Source organism: Chryseobacterium sp. SNU WT5, from assembly GCF_007362475.1.
Taxonomy (GTDB): Bacteria; Bacteroidota; Bacteroidia; order Flavobacteriales; family Weeksellaceae; genus Kaistella.
Window position 1 is genome coordinate 1,963,603 of the sequence record NZ_CP041687.1, and the last position, 17,393, is coordinate 1,980,995.

A 17,393-nucleotide genomic window follows, 5' to 3' on the forward strand; every position below is an offset into this window, starting at 1 on the left:
TTACAATTTAATCAATTGTTAATCATTGTTTTAAAAATAAGTTAGTGCCTAGGTTTTAACTTTTTTTTCATTTTGATATCAAAACATTAGCAGTGCTATGGAATTTACAATTTATTATACCTAATAAAAAGATACAGTTAAAATTTTGGCACGTTATTTTATTAATAGTTAAATAATTAACCAAAACAGCAATTTGAAATGAAAAAAATACTACTTGGTTTATCGGTGTTTTTAATGACATTGGTTTCCGCCCAAAATTACCCTGATTATTATCCGAATAGCAGTTATGGAAGCGATCAGAATTATAGTGATTATGATGACGAGTTTTATTTCCCAGATGATTACTATTATGAATATCCTTCTGATTATTATAGCAGTGATTTATACAGGAGTTATTATAATGATTACCGCAAAAGTATTTATAATGTAAATTGGAATCGATTTTTTGCGACCTACAGACTTTCACCTTGGCAAGTGCAGGAAATCATGATGCTGAATGAAAGCTTCCCATCTTACTCGGCTTGGAATTCTTATTATAGATATAATCCGGACAGATGGTACTATGATAGATTTTATGCATTACAAAGAATATTAGGACCAAATGTCTTTGTGGTTTTCCAGAATAATTATTACCGCGGTTATAACCCGATTGTTTATTATCAAAATTACAATCGCAGACATTACGCAAGAAATATTTATGTAGTTCCGAGATACCGGAACATTAATGTCAATGTTTATAGAGTGAATAGAAATGAGTATCACCAAAGTAATCCAAGAGTAAACATAGGGTTTACAAAAGATCAGAGGTCAAGAGCCACTCAAAGTAATAATAATATTGGATTTAGAAGTGAAGGAGTAGTCGCTGGAAGTAGTACTGGAAATAATGGATTCAGAAAAGATTCTTCGACTCCTACCAGAACCGAGGTGACTACGAGAGATAATAGAACGAGAAGTGAAGTTCAAATTCCTAGCAGCAATAGTGGATTTAGAACGGGCAGCAGCAGGTCAGAGCCAATGAAACCAAATAACTCGCCGGTTAGAAAAGTAGAAACTAATTCAGGATTTCGTAATGGTGGTAATTCTGGGACTTCACCACAGACAACTAACGCAGGAAAATCGGGATTTAGACTTACCGCCCGATAGTTTTAGATTTTAATGTTAATAATGATGGAGAGCAGTTTGAAAAAAGCTGCTCTTTTTTAGTATTCATTTCTAATAAATTCAGCAGTGTATTAAGAAATCATTTTTCAACGCTGTCCTGTAAAAATTAATTGGTCGTTATCCTCTTTTAACTATCTGAAAATTTACTTATCCAACATAAAATAGAAGCAGTTGAATGCAACTTTTTGTAAGTTTTTTGTTTTAACAAAAGTTTATGATTCAATGGTTTAACTATCCATAATTATCTTTATCAAACAAACAGAAAACAAGAAATACTATAATAATTTATACAATGAAAAAATTAATTTTTAGTGCAGCTTTCGTTACGATCGGGACTTTTGTAATGGCACAACAAGCGACAAAAATGCATAAAATGGATCCAGCACAAATGGAGCAGAAAAGAGGCGAGCACATGTTGAAAATGAAAACAGACTTGAACCTTTCTGATGCCCAGGTTGCAAAAATAAAAGCTTTACAAGATCAAAGAATAGCAGAGAGAAAACAGATTGCTCCACAGAAACAAGCTGAAAGGAAAGCCAAAATGGAGCAGATGAAGGCCAAGAGAATGCAGCATCAGGCCGAAATGAAGCAAATTCTAACGCCTGAGCAATACCAGAAATGGCATGCAAATAACAAGGGTAGGATGCATAAGAATGGCAAAATGATGAAAGGAAAAAAAATGATGATGATTCAAAAAGCGAAATAATCAGTTCATAGTTTTATTTTTTAATGTTAGGCGGAGCAAATGTTCCGCTTTTTTTTTGCTCCTATTTTTAATATCTTTGTTTTAAATAGAATTTACAATGATCAGTACAAAAATAGCAAGTTTGGTTAACGACCAAATTACGAATGAGCAGTACGCTGCGCAATATTATTTATCAATGTCTGCTTGGTTTTCTGCCCGCGATTTAGATGGAATTGCTAATTATTTCCGCATTCAAAGCAAAGAAGAATTGATGCATGCTGATAAGATGTTCGATTATCTAAATGATGTTGGAGCAGAAATTAAAATTGGGGCAATCGAGCAGCCTCCTCATCAATTTGAAGATGCTACGGATATCTTTGTAAAAGCTTTAGAACACGAAAAAATTGTTACTAGAAGTATTTTTAATATACTTAAAAACGCCAATGATGAAGGTGATTTTGCAACCGTATCTTTTCTGCAGTGGTTTGTAACCGAGCAGGTTGAAGAAGAGGCAAACGCTTCGCAATTGGTGACTAAAATAAAAATGGTGTCCGAAAATCCTTCTGCGCTTTATCTGTTCGACCAGGAATTGGCGCAAAGGGTATTGTTAGCACCTTAAATTAAAAAGAGCTTTTGCCTTTTAAAAAATAAACCTGCCTCGGAAGAGGCAGGTTTTCTTTACACGTAAATCAATTCGCTCTTCATTACTTTTTTACCCAGTTTTTCCAGTACAGATTGGTATTGATCCACTTGCAGCTGATGTTTTTCCTGTGGATCTCCAGTTTTAAAGTCGATGATGATGATTCCGTTTTCTGTCTCAATTAAACGATCTGGTCGGTATAATTTAGACACTCCATTTTCAGAGATCATGATATCTTTTTCGTTAATGATTGTACGGTTTTCTAGGAAGTAATCCTTATACCGCTCATCCTCAATAATATGCTGAATTCGCTCAGTGATTCCAGTTTTCTCTTCATTTGTAATAATCCCATCCAAAAGGTATTTCTCCAAAACCTTCGCAACATCTTTAGTAGTATTTATTTCTGCTAAAATCTCATGAGTAAAAATTCCCATTCTCACTTTTTCTACGCGATTTTGATAGCTTTTTGAAGGAGTTGCGATTTTCACGGCATCCGGATATTTGTGTTTATCGTTATGAAACTGGATCGGTTTAGTGATGAATTCTGTCTTTTTTGTCTTTTTTATTTTTATCAATTGCTCCGTAGGCGTTTCGTATAAATCGAAGGAATTGATCATTTCGCCACTTCCATTAAGTGGAATTTTAGTTTCTAAAAATCCATAAATATCAAGATGGTTGCTGGTCTGATTCGGTTTTTCAATGTAAAGGAAAAGTTGTTCTGCGGCTCTGGTAGTTGCCACATATTGTACACAGAACAGATCGATCTTTTCCTGATAAGAATTTCCCTGATTAAATTTTTGTATTTCATCATCGTAAATTTCCAGATTATTTTTGAACAATTCTACATTCACAGAATTCAACTTTTCCTGAGAATGCGTATCAAACCAGTAACTTCCAGATTTTTTTGGCGCAGAATTTTTTAGGGGTATTAAAACCACTGGAAATTCTAACCCTTTGGATTTGTGAATTGTCATAATCTGTACTGCATCTACATTCTCTGAGGCTTGTATGGTCTTGGTCTGAGCTTCTTCTTCCCAGAATTTTAAAAACTCTTTCAAAGTAGAACCTGCGTTTTGCGAATAGGCGTAAACCATCTCCAGATAATTAAATAGAAAATCGGTTTCCTTTCCTTTAACTGAGAATTGCTGCAGATGATGTTCGATAAAATTGTAAAGATTCAGCTGTAATAAGTTTTCGGAACTTAGTTGAAGTTTATATTTCTCTGAAATGAATTCCTGCATTTTTGTTTTCTCGTTCAGCAGTAGTAACTCCATAATTTCACTGCTAAAATCTTTTACTTCTATGCGCCCCAAGACTTTTAAGTAATACAGCATCTTCACCGGAAATTGGAAATTCTTTGGATTCTCTTCCCATTTCAGGAACTCATTTAAAGCTAATAAGGTAATTGACAGATTGAGTGTTAATCCCGATTCGGAGATGGTTTTGATGAAGACCTCGTCGCCCTTATAATTGACTTTCAAATTGCCAAGTAATTGGGAATAATTTAAAATATCAAAATTGCCACGACAAAGAATTGTGATATCTGAAAAACTAAAACCTAGATCAAGAGTCGTTTGGATATCGTCCCGCATCTTTTCGGCTACACTTTCATAGTATAGTGTTTTTTTGCCGGTGTTTTCGATCAGGTTAATTCTCACGCGACCATCCGATCCTGATCTCGCAATTTGCTGAGAACCTTCACCAAAAATTTTTTGATGTTCCAGTTCTGTGAATTGTGACATATACTGGTAGAGTTGGTTGTTAAAATCAACAATATTTCTTGCACTTCTGTAATTAAACTCCAAATTTTCTACATCTGCAAAAACAAGTGGTTTTGGTTCTTCCTTCTTATTAATGATGTCTAGCATCAATTGTGCATCGCCGCCACGAAAGCGGTAGATACTTTGTTTAGGGTCGCCCACAAGCGTAAAGCTCATATTTTCCTGGGAAACAGCATGATTTCGGAGTGGTAAGAAATTCTGCCACTGGAGTGATGAGGTGTCTTGAAATTCATCAAAGAAGTAATGCGAAAATTTTGTTCCTATTTTTTCATAAATAAATGCTGTAGGCTCTTCGCTCAGGTTTTCATGAATCATGATATTGAACTTTGATAAAAGAACCAAGTCATTTTCTAACTCAATTTCTGCAAGTTTATCCTGAATTTCCTTATTAACCTTTAATGGAAGAAGCGCATTGAGAATCTGCTGCTTTTTCTCGGCCTCTACATGATTGGTGATGATCTTTTTTCGTTGTGAAATTAAAAAATCGATGATTTCTAGAATTTCACCTTGCCGATGTTTGCTTTTCGTGGAGCATCCTTTTAGAATCGAAGCAATTCTTTTTTCTTCTGCTTCCATATTACTGTAGAGTAAAGGTGTTTTATTTAGTAGAAATTTTTCAAAAAAACCACCTATTCCGTTCTTTCCATCTGCAAAATCACCTGTTTCAAGGTTTTTTTCTAAAAGTAAGTTCAAAACTTCTTCCGCACTTTTTATAGAGTCTTCCCGCAAGTCTTTAATTTGTTCGCGAAGATTTCTTTTAGATTTTTCATAAACTTCCCAGTCGAAATCCTTGTTTTCATTAAGTCTGAAATAGTGTTTGTCTTGAACATATTCTTTAGCAGAATTGTAAAGGGTCTTATTGAGGTCAATACGGTCGTTATTATCTAAAGTGTAATTGACGAAATCCATGAACGCATCTGAGATTTCATTTTCTGCACCAATGTCCTCCAGCATTTTATCAACTGCTTCAATAAGGAAAGGTTCTGCATTAATTTCTAAATTAAAATTTTGAGCCAATCCTAATTCCTGAGAAAAGCTTCGTACCAACTTTGAATTAAATTTATCAATGGTGCCAATATTTAAAGTAGAGTAGTGGTGCAGAACATAGTCCAGCATTTTTTTTGAACGTGCATGTAAATCCGTAAGAGACACATGAGTACCTCCATTTTTAAGTTTTTGCTGAATATTGATTAAATCCTGATCGTTGACGTAAGATGGCAGAGAAAACTTTTTTAACCATTCTATAATCCGATGTTTCATCTCACTGGCAGCTTTGTTTGTGAAAGTTAACGCCAGAATATTTCTTATTTTGTCTGGTTGGGAAGGGTATTTTAAACAAATAGATAACAGGTTCTGTACCAGGGCATAAGTCTTACCAGAGCCAGCAGATGCGTAGATTACTTTATAGTCAGATTTCATAGAATAACTTAATTGAGTTTAAAAATAGGAAATTAATTTGTCAATTCAGAAAAAAAACATACTTTTGCAATCCAAAATGAGATGTAAATTATGTTAATAATCCCAGTAAAAGATGGTGAATCCATCGACAGAGCATTAAAAAAATACAAGAGAAAATTCGACAAGACAGGAACGATCAGAGCTCTTAGAAGTCGTCAACAATTCAACAAGCCTTCTGTTGTTAAAAGACAGAAAAATGTTAAAGCTGCTCACAAGCAAAGACTTGTAAGTAAGGAAGAACAAGCTTAAAGAAAAAATTTCTTTTAGAAATACAATAATCACTTTTCAAATAAGTATATTTGAAGAGTGATTTTTTGTTGTTATATATGGAGATGATAGAACGGTTTTTGGAGTACATTGAAGTGGAAAAGCGTTATTCAGCACACACGGTAACTTGTTATCGGAGTGACTTACTAGTGTTTGCGTCATTTGTACTTAGAACAGAAGGTCATCAGGATCTTCTAAAAGTGGATAAAAAAATCGTCCGAAATTTCATGTCAGACCTAAGTGTTTCTAATATTTCTAAGCGAAGTATTAATAGAAAGCTATCTACGCTGCGTAGTTTTTACCTGTTTTTATTAAAACTGCAGCAGATTACCGTGTCCCCTTTAGAAAGTATTCAGTCCTTGAAGTTTTACGCCGAAAAACAGATTCCCTTCTCCCAAGCTGAGATGGAGGAGTTGAAGGTTACAACGGTAAAGCCTAAAAACTCCAGCTTTCTGAAAGAGTTAATTGTAGAAACTCTATATCAAACAGGAATGCGTCGTGCCGAGCTTTCTGCACTGTTACTGGAAAATGTAGATTTCAGTAAAAAAGAAATTAAAGTGATTGGTAAAGGGAATAAAAGCCGCATCATTCCCGTTTCCGAAGATCTGCTTAATGTATTCACCGAATACCTGTCTAAAAGAAAACCACTGGAAGAGAGTGAGATGTACTTTTTCATCAATGATAAAGGTAAAAAACTCAATGACAAATTTGTCTATTCTACTGTAAACTCCTATCTTAGTATTGTCTCAAATAAGGTGAAAAAAAGCCCGCATATCCTAAGGCATAGTTTTGCAACACATGTTTTAGATAACGGAGCCGAAATTTCTAAAGTGAAGAAATTGATGGGACATTCGTCGTTGGCATCAACGCAGGTTTATACCAATGCGAACATCGAGCAATTAAAGAAAGTGTTTAACAATGCTCATCCGAGAGCAAAAAAAATCTAGATTATGAAAATTAAAGTTCAATCAATTGGATTAACCCCACATGCACCATTAGAAGAGTATTTAGAAAAAAAATTAAATAAGCTCGAAACCTTTTACGATAAGATTCATGGGTGTCAGGTTTTTTTAAAGGTAGAAAATACAGGAGCAAAAGATAATAAGACCGCAGAGATCAAATTGGAAGTTCCTGGTGATGATATCGTCGTAAAGAAGACTTCTTCCTCTTTTGAAGAGAGTATTGACTTATGTGCTGATGCAGCTAAAAAGCTGTTAATCAAGAAAAAAGAACTGGCTTAAAAAAAACTTTAAAAAAAAGTAAAGAAATATTTGTAAGATTAAAAAAAACTACGCTATATTTGCACTCGCAAAAAGAGATAAGTAGTTCTTTAAAAATCTTTGCCTCCGTAGCTCAGCTGGCTAGAGCAGCTGATTTGTAATCAGCAGGTCGTGGGTTCGAGTCCCTCTGGAGGCTCATAGAAAAAATAAAAATTGGGGAGGTTCCAGAGTGGCCAAATGGATCAGACTGTAACTCTGCTGTCTTACGACTTCGTAGGTTCGAATCCTACCCTCCCCACATTTTTTATTATTTGCGTTGTGTAGTTTAAAAATTATTTTTAAATTTGCAAACCGTTTACCAACAGTTTTTGGAAACAAAAATGCGGAAGTAGCTCAGTTGGTAGAGCGTCAGCCTTCCAAGCTGAATGTCGCGAGTTCGACCCTCGTCTTCCGCTCAAAAGAAATCACAACCAATATACCGGCTTGTGATTTTTTTTTAAACTTTTCGCCGACTTAGCTCAGGGGTAGAGCGTTTCCTTGGTAAGGAAGAGGTCGTGAGTTCAAATCTCATAGTTGGCTCTATTTTAAATCTCTCTTTCTTAAGGGAGATTTTTTTTCTATCATCTCTTCCATTCATTCTTATCTGATAGTTAAAGTTTTTTTTATTTGTCTATAGTAGTGATTGATTAATTAATGTAGAATGGTCCTTCTAATGCGAATGCTGTTTTCTGCATCGATTTCTCGGACTAGTTAATGAAAAAAGAATAATTCTAATTTTGTCTCGCAAAAGAATATCCCAAGTTTTCAGTGATATAAATGGAAGCCGAACGTATGTGTTTTTTTTAATTCGAAATATAAGAAGCGTTTCTGTAAATTTAATTCACAGACTTTCATAAATAAATAATTTTCCTTAAATTTGCAGTCCCATATTTATAATAGAATCGTGGGCTGCTGCAATCTGTGATTACGAATATTTAAATTTTTCTCAAAAAACATTTCCAATATTCAAAAAATCACTATATTTGCGCACTGAAAAAAGGAATAATTAATTAATAAATAATTTATATCATGGCAAAGGAAACGTTTAATCGTAGCAAACCGCATTTGAACATTGGTACCATCGGTCACGTAGACCATGGTAAAACTACACTTACTGCTGCAATCAGCAAAGTATTATCTGACAAAGGATACGGAACAGCAAGAGATTTCTCTTCTATCGATTCTGCACCAGAAGAAAAAGAAAGAGGTATTACAATTAATACTTCACACATCGAATATGAAACTGCAAACAGACACTACGCTCACGTAGATTGTCCAGGTCACGCCGATTATGTGAAAAACATGGTAACTGGTGCTGCTCAAATGGATGGTGCTATCTTAGTAGTTGCTTCTACAGACGGACCAATGCCTCAAACTAGAGAGCATATCCTTCTTTGTCGTCAGGTAAACGTACCTAACGTACTTGTATTCATGAACAAAGTTGACATGGTTGACGATGTTGAATTATTAGAGTTAGTAGAAATGGAAGTAAGAGAGCTTCTTTCTTCTTATGACTATGATGGTGACAATACACCGGTTATTCAAGGTTCTGCTCTAGGAGGTCTTAACGGAGATCCTAAATGGGTAGCGAAAATCGAAGAATTAATGGATGCTGTTGATACTTGGATCGAACTTCCAACAAGAGACGTTGACAAAACTTTCTTGATGCCAATCGAAGATGTATTCTCTATTACAGGTCGTGGTACAGTTGCTACAGGAAGAATTGAAGCAGGTGTTATCAATACAGGTGATCCAGTAGATATCGTAGGTATGGGTGATGAAAAATTAACATCAACTGTAACAGGAGTAGAAATGTTCCGTAAGATCTTAGATAGAGGTGAAGCTGGAGATAACGTAGGTATCTTGTTAAGAGGTATTGAGAAAACTGACATCAAAAGAGGTATGGTAATCGCGAAAGCAGGTTCTGTAACTCCACACAAAAAATTCAAAGCAGAGGTTTATATCCTTTCTAAAGAAGAAGGTGGTCGTCATACTCCATTCCACAACAAATACCGTCCACAGTTTTATGTAAGAACTACAGACGTTACAGGTGAGATTTTCTTACCAGAAGGTGTAGAAATGGTAATGCCAGGAGATAACTTAACAATTACAGTAGAATTGTTACAGCCGATTGCTCTTAATGTAGGTCTTAGATTTGCAATTAGAGAAGGAGGTAGAACAGTTGGAGCTGGTCAGGTAACTGAAATTACTGACTAATTTCTAAAAATATATTAGAGGTTCCGTAGGGAAACTTACGGAACTTTCTTTTAATTACGGGCATCGTCCAATGGTAGGATACCGGTCTCCAAAACCGTTGATCAGGGTTCGAGTCCTTGTGCCCGTGCAAATAAATGATAATGAGCTTAGTAGATTTTATTAAAGGTTCTTATATAGAATTCAAAGACAAAGTAGAGTGGCCCAAATGGCCAGAGTTGCAATCTTCAACGATTGTAGTAACTGTGTCGACTGTTTTATTGGCCATATTTGTTTTTGGTGTAGATTCATTGTTCAGTAAATCTATTGCGAATATTTTATCGCTCTTTATCAATCTGTTCAATTAAAATTATTTTCCAAAGATGAGTGACTTAAAGTGGTATGTTCTAAAATCCATAAGCGGACAGGAAAGTAAGGTGAAAGCCTATATTGAGAGCGAAATGAAGCACTATGGTTTCGAAGATTTCGTAACTCAGGTAGTCATTCCTATGGAAAAAGTGATCCAGGTAAGAAATGGTAAAAAGGTACCGAAAGAAAAACCTTATTATCCAGGATACTTAATGGTTGAAGCTAATCTTGTAGGAGAAGTTCCGCACGTTATCAAAAATATTCCTGGAGTAATTTCATTCTTAAGTTCTACTAAAGGTGGGGATCCTGTGCCAATGCGTAAGTCTGAGGTGAACAGAATGCTTGGTAGAATGGATGAACTTTCTGAATTTGCCATGGAAACTGCAATTCCTTTCGTAGTGGGAGAGAATGTGAAAGTAATCGATGGACCTTTCAATGGTTTCAATGGTACGGTGGAAAAACTTCATGAGGAGAAAAAGAAAATCGAAGTTTCAGTAATGATTTTCGGTAGAAAAACTCCAATGGAATTAAGCTTTATGCAAGTAGAGAAAGTTTAAAGAAACTTCTTCAAAAAAAAATAAAAGAGATCGTTCAACAGAGCGATCTCTTTATTGTGTTTAACTTTCATTATTTGTTAATCGTTTTTTGAAATTAAAGTTTTTAAAAGTATTTTTAAGTTTCTTTTTGCTGCTGCAATTTTCCTTTCTTAACATAATATAGGATCGTTTTTATATGTTTTTTTTTTTTTTAAATAATTGAAAATGAAGCTGGATTAAAATACCTCTTTTTGGGAAATTATTTATTACCAAGTGTTTTTTAATAAAATTAGGAATGGCCGCAATTCGTCATTATTTATTTTCTCTGCGAGCTTTGCTAATTGAAATACCTTTGCGAAGCTCAATAGAGCTTGAAAAACAACATTTTTGTATAAAATCTTTGCGGAATTTGGGATTATAATTTGCAATAAGATTGTAAATGGATATACATTAAATTAAATCTATTTAACCGACCAATATTGTGATTGCATGAAAACTTATGAAATTCTTTCTAAAAATCAACATCTTACCTCTTGTGTATTTAAAAATTATTCTTAATTTTGCAATCCGAAATGTAGAGTAGTGAGATAAGATCACTTCTTTACAGATTTATAAATGCTTCCACATTCATAAATTTCTTAATTTTTTAAAAAATCAAAATGGCTAAAAAAGTCTTTAAAATGGTTAAGCTCCAAGTAAAAGGAGGAGCAGCAAACCCATCTCCACCAGTAGGTCCAGCATTGGGTTCTGCAGGGGTGAACATTATGGAGTTTTGTAAGCAATTTAACGGAAGAACTCAGGACAAACCTGGACAAGTTTTACCTGTAGTTATTACAGTATTCGAAGACAAATCTTTTGAATTCGTAATTAAAACTCCACCAGCTGCAATTCAACTTTTAGATGCTGCAAAGCAGAAAAAAGGTTCAGGAGAGCCAAACAGACTGAAAGTAGGTTCTGTTTCTTGGGATCAAGTTAAAAAAATTGCTGAGGATAAAATGGTAGATCTTAATTGCTTTACGATTGATGGCGCCCTTACTATGGTTGCAGGAACTGCAAGATCTATGGGTTTAAAAGTAACAGGAACTAAACCAACTAACGCTTAAAACTTATAGAAATGGCAAAATTAACTAAAAAGCAAAAAGAAGCTTTAAGCAAAATAGAAAAAAACAAAATTTACTCTCTTGACGAAGCTTCTGCTTTAGTAAAAGAAGTAAACTTTGCAAAATTTGACGCATCTGTTGATATCGCAGTTCGTTTAGGAGTAGATCCTAGAAAAGCGAATCAAATGGTTAGAGGGGTAGTTTCTCTTCCTCACGGAACTGGTAAAGATGTAAAAGTATTGGCTTTGGTAACACCAGACAAAGAAGCTGAAGCGAAAGAAGCTGGAGCTGATTATGTAGGTCTTGACGAGTATTTACAGAAAATAAAAGATGGTTGGACAGATGTTGACGTTATCGTTACCATGCCAGCTGTAATGGGTAAATTAGGTCCATTAGGTAGAGTATTGGGTCCAAGAGGTCTAATGCCTAATCCAAAATCAGGAACAGTAACTATGGATATCGGTAAAGCGGTAGCTGAAGTTAAAGCTGGTAAAATTGATTTTAAAGTTGACAAGTACGGTATCATCCATGCTGGAATTGGTAAAGTGTCTTTCGATGCTGCCAAAATTAAAGAAAATGCTTCTGAGTTAATTCAGACATTGTTGAAATTAAAGCCAACTGCATCTAAAGGTGTTTATGTAAGAAGTATCTATATATCTTCTACCATGAGCCCAGGTATTGCAATTGATACTAAATCTGTAAACTAATAAACTGAAGAACAATGACAAAAGAAGCTAAAGTATTAGTAATACAAGATATTAAAGAAATGTTGCAAGATGCCAAAGTAGTCTATGTAGCAAATCTAGAAGGAATGAATGCTGCTGCAACTTCAGAATTCAGAAGACTGGCATTTAAGCAAAATATTACAATGAAAGTTGTAAAAAATACGATGCTACAAAAAGCAATGGAACAAATGGAAGGAGTAGATTACTCCGATATGTTCCCTTCTTTCAAAGGAAATACTGCTTTGATGATTTCTGAAACAGCAAATGCTCCGGCAAAGTTAATTCAGGGATTCAGAAAAAAAGCTGAAATTCCAGCTTTGAAAGCTGCTTATTTACAAGAAACTTTCTACATCGGAGACGAAAACTTGACCACTTTGGTGAACATCAAGTCTAGAGAAGAAATGATTGGTGAAATCATCACATTGCTTCAATCGCCGCTTAGAAATGTTCTTTCTGCACTTCAAAATAAAGAAGATGCTGCTGGAAAAGCTGAAGAAGCCGCTCCGGAAGAAGCAAAGGCAGAAGAAACTCCAGCAACAGAAGCTGCTCCAGAAGCAAGTGCTGAAGCTCCAGAAGCACCTAGTGCAGAGTAATTAGACTCAAAGAAAAATCAAAATAAATCGTTCAACAACAAAAACATTATTAAAATGTCAGATTTAAAAAACTTAGCGGAAACGCTTGTAAACCTAACGGTAAAAGACGTAAATGAATTAGCTACTATCTTGAAAGATGAGTACGGAATCGAACCAGCTGCTGTAGCTGTTGCTGCTGGAGGTGGTGCAGGTGAAGCTGTTGAAGAAAAAACAGAATTCGACGTAATCCTGAAAGCTGCAGGTGCTTCTAAATTAGCAGTTGTAAAATTAGTTAAAGATTTAACTGGTGCAGGTCTTAAAGAAGCTAAAGATATGGTAGACGGAGCTCCGACTGCAATCAAAGAAGGTATCTCTAAAGACGAAGCTGAAGCTTTGAAAAAACAATTAGAAGAAGCTGGTGCAGAAGTAGAAGTAAAATAATTTCTATTTACACGACATACAGAAACCGCTTTCCATTGGAAAGCGGTTTTTTTTTTTATTTTATCAATATGTTAAAATGCTTAATGTTAATATATTGCATTTTAAAAGTATGATTTCTATCAAGATCACTTTTAATTTCGAGGTTCATAAAAGTCCAGTAAACTACTGTGTGGCGCATATCGAATTATTGTATTCATCAAATATAAGGCGTATTTTTGCAAATTAAATTTTATATTAAAAAGGAAGCAGTTGTGAAATTGTTGATCAGTTTATTATGGGGTTAATTTTATTAAACAACTTTACTGAAATCCTATTATGATCTCCTTTTAATTTAACAATTGACCTTATAAACACTTACTGAATGAACATGAATTTTACTAGATTCTTAAGATCTTTTGCCCTTATTTTGAGTGGATGTGCTTTGGCACAAAGTCCCAATCTGGAAATGGCCAAAATTACTGGCGATGGAAATCCCACGGGAAACGGACCCGCTACTTCAGCTACGATCACCCTTCTCAAAAATAGCAATAATCCCACAGGAAATACATTTAGTACCTATTCTCCTGACTTGACAGCTACCTATGCTATTTCTAATTCGCAATATGTTCCTACAACGACCTTCACAAATTCTAGTGTTGTGATAGGTTTAGATACCGCGGGTGTTCCTGGCTATGGGCCCATGAACTCTTACGGTGCTCCAGCAAACAATAATTTTACCTCATCGGGTTCCACGGCAGGTAATGGAATTGATGTTCTGAATAATTATGGAATAAAATTTTTAGTACTCACTCAGCCTTTACGGACCAATAATATATCCACTAGTGGTGCTTATTATATGGCGGACCTTACTATTACTTTTAATCGAGCCGTAAATAATCCGATTATTCATTTAGGTGGTTTAGGTGGATACGTAAATACTTTAGGGTTTGCTTCAGGATTGGAGCTAACTGGTTCTAACATTGCTTTGAGTAATCTGCTATTAGAACGGGTTTCGGGAAATAGTCCTGCAGGAATAACAGTATCAGGAAAGCAGATTTATAATAGTTCTACATACATCTATGCTGATGGGGTAAATTCTGGTAGTGGTTCTATTAGGGTTAAAGGGAATGGAATTACCTCGCTGAAATTTCTTGTATTTATCCGCGGTGATGGTTACATGACAGACCCGATTAACTGGGCTACTTATGATACAGACGGTGACGCTTTCACCATGGGAATCAGTGTTCTGGAAAGTGACCTCCAAGTGACAAAAACCGTCAACAATGCAAATCCTACCATTGGCAGTAATGTTATTTTTGCAGTAACTGCAAAAAATAATGGACCATCTAATAATACGGGAGTTCGGGTAAATGATTTACTACCCTCAGGTTATACGTACGTTTCGCATACTGCTAGTACAGGAAACTCATCTTACGTGCCGGGAACTGGTATTTGGACGATCGGAAACCTTGCTGATGGTGCAACAAGCACTTTATCGGTTTCTGCAAAGGTAAAAGCAACGGGTAATTATACCAACACCGCAACAATTAGTGGGGATAATGGGGACTTTAATATTAATAATAATAGAGCGACCGCGCAAATTTTTGATCCCCTGGATTCTGATACCGATGGCTATATGGATAATGTTGATTTAGATAGCGATAATGATGGGATTCTTGATAGCAATGAAGGACGGTGTGTAACTCCTGTCAAATCAGGAAGCTGGACGTCTTCAGGAAATCAGGCGACTGGGGCCGCAGGGGTAGGGATTTCATTCAACTCTACACCAATTAGCGGATCTACCAGTAATTCTTATACTCCTACAGGGGCTTTTGCGAATGCAACAAACTTTTGGCAATCTACAGGAATTATGGGTAGCCCTTCACTAGAATTTGAATATTTTTGGGATACTTCACCAGAAGGAGGTACAACGCCAGCAAGTACAGATGCTGGAACGAGACAAGTTACTGTAACATTTGCTTCTCCCGTAAATAGAGTATTATTAAATGTTGACCGCCTTGGTGGGTATGGCATTAGCAGCTCTAATTATTACTCTAACTCCGCTGAGTTTAGCCTTACTACTGCTAATGTTTTAATGCGTAAACTAAGTGGTAATAGTCAGTTCATTGTAAATAACAACAAATTTTTTAGGGACCCTAATGTAAATCTAGGAACTGCTATACCTTCTGCAGAAGCAACAACTGGAATTACTGGGACTGCTGCTGGCACGATTGAACTGAAGAAAAATGATGGTACAGCATTTACTTCGTTAACATTTACGGTAACAGGTGTGGGCGTTGAGGGTACCGGTGCCGATGGTTTAGAAATGATTTTTGAAGTTTGTAAAGATCAGGATACAGACGGAGATGGTATTCCAGATTATTTAGATTTAAATTCAGATAATGATGGTTGTTCAGATTCTAATGAATATTATAATAATGCGACCAGTGCCGCTTCCGGTCAGCAATTTGGACAAACTGGGGGAGCTATAGCGCCTGTAAAAGCAGACGGAACTGTTAATTTACCTGCAGCAACATATTCCAGTTCAACTGGCGGAAATGTAACTGTAGCAACTACTGCTTCTATTAACTCACAACCTACAGACAAATCCGTTAATTCAGGATCAACTACAACGTTTTCAGTAGGAGCAAGTTCGGAAAATAGCACCTCGTTTGCAAGTGGGATGCCAGTTTATGGAACACCGGGGAATAATAATTCAAACCTCACTTATCAATGGCAAGTTAGTTCAAATGGTGGATCCACTTGGACCAACATTTCCAATGGAGGAGTTTATTCGGGTGCTACTACTAACACAATAACCATCACTGGAGCAACAGTTGGGATAAATAATTACCAGTATCGTGCAAAAATTACCGTTAAGAATAATATCTGTACCTCTTTAACATCTCAGGCAGCAAAGTTGAATATTCTTCTGTCTTTAGATTCTGATGGCGATGGTATTCCTGACGATATCGATTTAGATAACGACAATGATGGGATCTTAAACACTGACGAAATGTATTGCGATCAGAATACAGCGCCAAATGGGGCGTTTCCCGTTTCAACTGGTCCTGCGACGACACCTGCATTTACCAACCAATTGCTATTTTTTGACTGGTCTGGTGTGACTTTAAGTGGGGCCGCTACATATCCAATTGTAAAAACAGTCGTTCATAATGGGGTGACTTATACTGCCAGTATTAGTAATTTCGCAGGAGCAAATCTTATTTCCAGTAAGAATTTAACGTACGGTGGACCATCCCAGATGGTGGGGCGTTATTATGATCTAGGGGGAACTTTTCAAGCGGCCTTTAAAAACACAGCAAATACATCAACAGCAACATCATTTAAGGTTACGATTTCTGCTAAAAAAGGAACCATTGAATACCCTGTGAATGTGGTCGTTTTTGATGCAGAAACAACCAACAGTGCTCAAAATGAGCAAGTGAAATTTGTGGTTGATGGCAATGGTTCGCCCTTCGCTTTGCTCGAGCAGACTGGCACGGGATCTATTGGAACTAACATTACGGGAGTAGGAACAAACACCATCACCTACGTTAACACCCAAAGCAGTAATGTGAACGCGCTGTACACCACTCAAGGTTATTCTCCCTCAGTGACGGTAAGTACAGTCGTGAATAGCAGTCAGCAGGGTATCGGATTTGGCGTACGCCTTTATTGCGACACCGATAATGATGGAGATCCAAATTTTTTAGACCTTGATTCCGATGGCGACGGATGTCCAGATGCCGGCGAAGGTGGTCGGAAATTTCCGAATACCAGTTTTGCAACCGCTATTGGATTTTTAGGAACTCAAGTACCAAATAAAAATCTTGGAAATACGGTAGATGCTAATGGTATTCCCATTATAGCAAGTCCAACAGGGCAAACAATAGGAGATTCGAAAAATGCAGCGGTTAATTCTTGCATCTGCTACAACGATGCGAATACCACCGGAACTGCGCTACCAACAAATCACGGCATTACCTTATTGAAAAGAGCGGGCGCGGGTAATGGTAATTGGCCTATGATCAGGACAGGAGCGCACACGGCCTTAGAATCTAATACCAAGGGATTTGTGATCACCAGGATTCCAACCAGTGGTTTAAGTAATATAGTGGACCCCGTTGATGGAATGATGGTTTACGACACCACTGCAAAATGTCTCAAAATATACAATGGCTTTACATGGAGTTGTTTTACTGAACCTACATGCCCATAAAAATA

Annotated in this window: 15 protein-coding genes and 5 tRNA genes; 19 read left to right on the forward strand and 1 reads right to left on the reverse strand. The window is 36.2% G+C overall.

Annotated features, from left to right (window positions below):
* Positions 1-198: 198 nt before the first annotated feature.
* The 3 genes from FNJ88_RS09290 to FNJ88_RS09300 all read left to right on the forward strand — a co-directional run bounded on the left by FNJ88_RS09290 (position 199) and on the right by FNJ88_RS09300 (position 2,465).
* Positions 199-1,143 (forward strand): hypothetical protein, encoded by a 945-nt coding sequence (locus FNJ88_RS09290; RefSeq protein ID WP_185145798.1) that lies wholly within the window; start codon positions 199-201, stop codon positions 1,141-1,143.
* A 310-nt stretch (positions 1,144-1,453) separates the two neighbouring features.
* The gene (locus tag FNJ88_RS09295) at positions 1,454-1,867 is read left to right on the forward strand and encodes a hypothetical protein (protein WP_143852859.1); all 414 of its coding nucleotides are present in this window, start codon (positions 1,454-1,456) and stop codon (positions 1,865-1,867) included.
* 97 nt (positions 1,868-1,964) lie between these two features.
* Positions 1,965-2,465 (forward strand): ferritin, encoded by a 501-nt coding sequence (locus FNJ88_RS09300; RefSeq protein WP_143852860.1) that lies wholly within the window; start codon positions 1,965-1,967, stop codon positions 2,463-2,465.
* Between the two features lie 59 nt (positions 2,466-2,524).
* Here the strand turns inward: FNJ88_RS09300 and FNJ88_RS09305 are convergent, their stop codons facing one another.
* Positions 2,525-5,686 (reverse strand): UvrD-helicase domain-containing protein, encoded by a 3,162-nt coding sequence (locus tag FNJ88_RS09305; RefSeq protein WP_143852861.1) that lies wholly within the window; start codon positions 5,684-5,686, stop codon positions 2,525-2,527.
* 90 nt (positions 5,687-5,776) lie between these two features.
* Between FNJ88_RS09305 and rpsU the strand changes: the two genes are divergently transcribed.
* The 16 genes from rpsU to FNJ88_RS09385 all read left to right on the forward strand — a co-directional run bounded on the left by rpsU (position 5,777) and on the right by FNJ88_RS09385 (position 17,388).
* A complete protein-coding gene (gene rpsU / locus FNJ88_RS09310; protein WP_125025681.1) occupies positions 5,777-5,974 on the forward strand; it encodes a 30S ribosomal protein S21 in 198 nt (65 codons plus the stop codon).
* Between the two features lie 83 nt (positions 5,975-6,057).
* Positions 6,058-6,939 carry a tyrosine-type recombinase/integrase gene (locus FNJ88_RS09315; protein ID WP_143853906.1) on the forward strand — a complete coding sequence of 294 codons (882 nt, stop codon included), beginning with the start codon at positions 6,058-6,060 and terminating at the stop codon, positions 6,937-6,939.
* Between the two features lie 3 nt (positions 6,940-6,942).
* Positions 6,943-7,233, forward strand: a complete 291-nt coding sequence (locus tag FNJ88_RS09320; protein WP_143852862.1) for an HPF/RaiA family ribosome-associated protein — start codon at positions 6,943-6,945, stop codon at positions 7,231-7,233.
* A 101-nt stretch (positions 7,234-7,334) separates the two neighbouring features.
* Positions 7,335-7,408, forward strand: a tRNA-Thr gene (locus FNJ88_RS09325).
* Positions 7,409-7,427: 19 nt separating this feature from the next.
* Positions 7,428-7,510: transfer RNA gene (locus FNJ88_RS09330), tRNA-Tyr, on the forward strand.
* Positions 7,511-7,594: 84 nt separating this feature from the next.
* Positions 7,595-7,667: transfer RNA gene (locus FNJ88_RS09335), tRNA-Gly, on the forward strand.
* A 52-nt stretch (positions 7,668-7,719) separates the two neighbouring features.
* Positions 7,720-7,791, forward strand: a tRNA-Thr gene (locus tag FNJ88_RS09340).
* Positions 7,792-8,280: 489 nt separating this feature from the next.
* Positions 8,281-9,468 (forward strand): elongation factor Tu, encoded by a 1,188-nt coding sequence (gene tuf, locus FNJ88_RS09345; RefSeq protein ID WP_143852863.1) that lies wholly within the window; start codon positions 8,281-8,283, stop codon positions 9,466-9,468.
* Between the two features lie 56 nt (positions 9,469-9,524).
* Positions 9,525-9,595: transfer RNA gene (locus FNJ88_RS09350), tRNA-Trp, on the forward strand.
* Positions 9,596-9,608: 13 nt separating this feature from the next.
* Complete coding sequence (gene secE / locus FNJ88_RS09355) at positions 9,609-9,812, forward strand: preprotein translocase subunit SecE (RefSeq protein ID WP_143852864.1); 204 nt, start codon at positions 9,609-9,611, stop codon at positions 9,810-9,812.
* Between the two features lie 15 nt (positions 9,813-9,827).
* Positions 9,828-10,370, forward strand: coding sequence for a transcription termination/antitermination protein NusG (gene nusG, locus FNJ88_RS09360; protein ID WP_143852865.1), 543 nt, complete (start codon positions 9,828-9,830; stop codon positions 10,368-10,370).
* Positions 10,371-11,008: 638 nt separating this feature from the next.
* Entirely contained in the window at positions 11,009-11,452 is a 444-nt protein-coding gene (rplK, locus tag FNJ88_RS09365) for a 50S ribosomal protein L11 (RefSeq protein ID WP_143852866.1), read from the forward strand.
* 11 nt (positions 11,453-11,463) lie between these two features.
* The gene (rplA, locus tag FNJ88_RS09370; protein WP_143852867.1) at positions 11,464-12,156 is read left to right on the forward strand and encodes a 50S ribosomal protein L1; all 693 of its coding nucleotides are present in this window, start codon (positions 11,464-11,466) and stop codon (positions 12,154-12,156) included.
* Positions 12,157-12,170: 14 nt separating this feature from the next.
* Positions 12,171-12,767 (forward strand): 50S ribosomal protein L10, encoded by a 597-nt coding sequence (gene rplJ, locus FNJ88_RS09375; RefSeq protein ID WP_143852868.1) that lies wholly within the window; start codon positions 12,171-12,173, stop codon positions 12,765-12,767.
* A gap of 54 nt (positions 12,768-12,821) precedes the next feature.
* Positions 12,822-13,187, forward strand: a complete 366-nt coding sequence (rplL, locus tag FNJ88_RS09380) for a 50S ribosomal protein L7/L12 (protein ID WP_143852869.1) — start codon at positions 12,822-12,824, stop codon at positions 13,185-13,187.
* Positions 13,188-13,554: 367 nt separating this feature from the next.
* Complete coding sequence (locus FNJ88_RS09385; RefSeq protein WP_185145799.1) at positions 13,555-17,388, forward strand: DUF11 domain-containing protein; 3,834 nt, start codon at positions 13,555-13,557, stop codon at positions 17,386-17,388.
* The last annotated feature ends 5 nt before the right edge of the window (positions 17,389-17,393 follow it).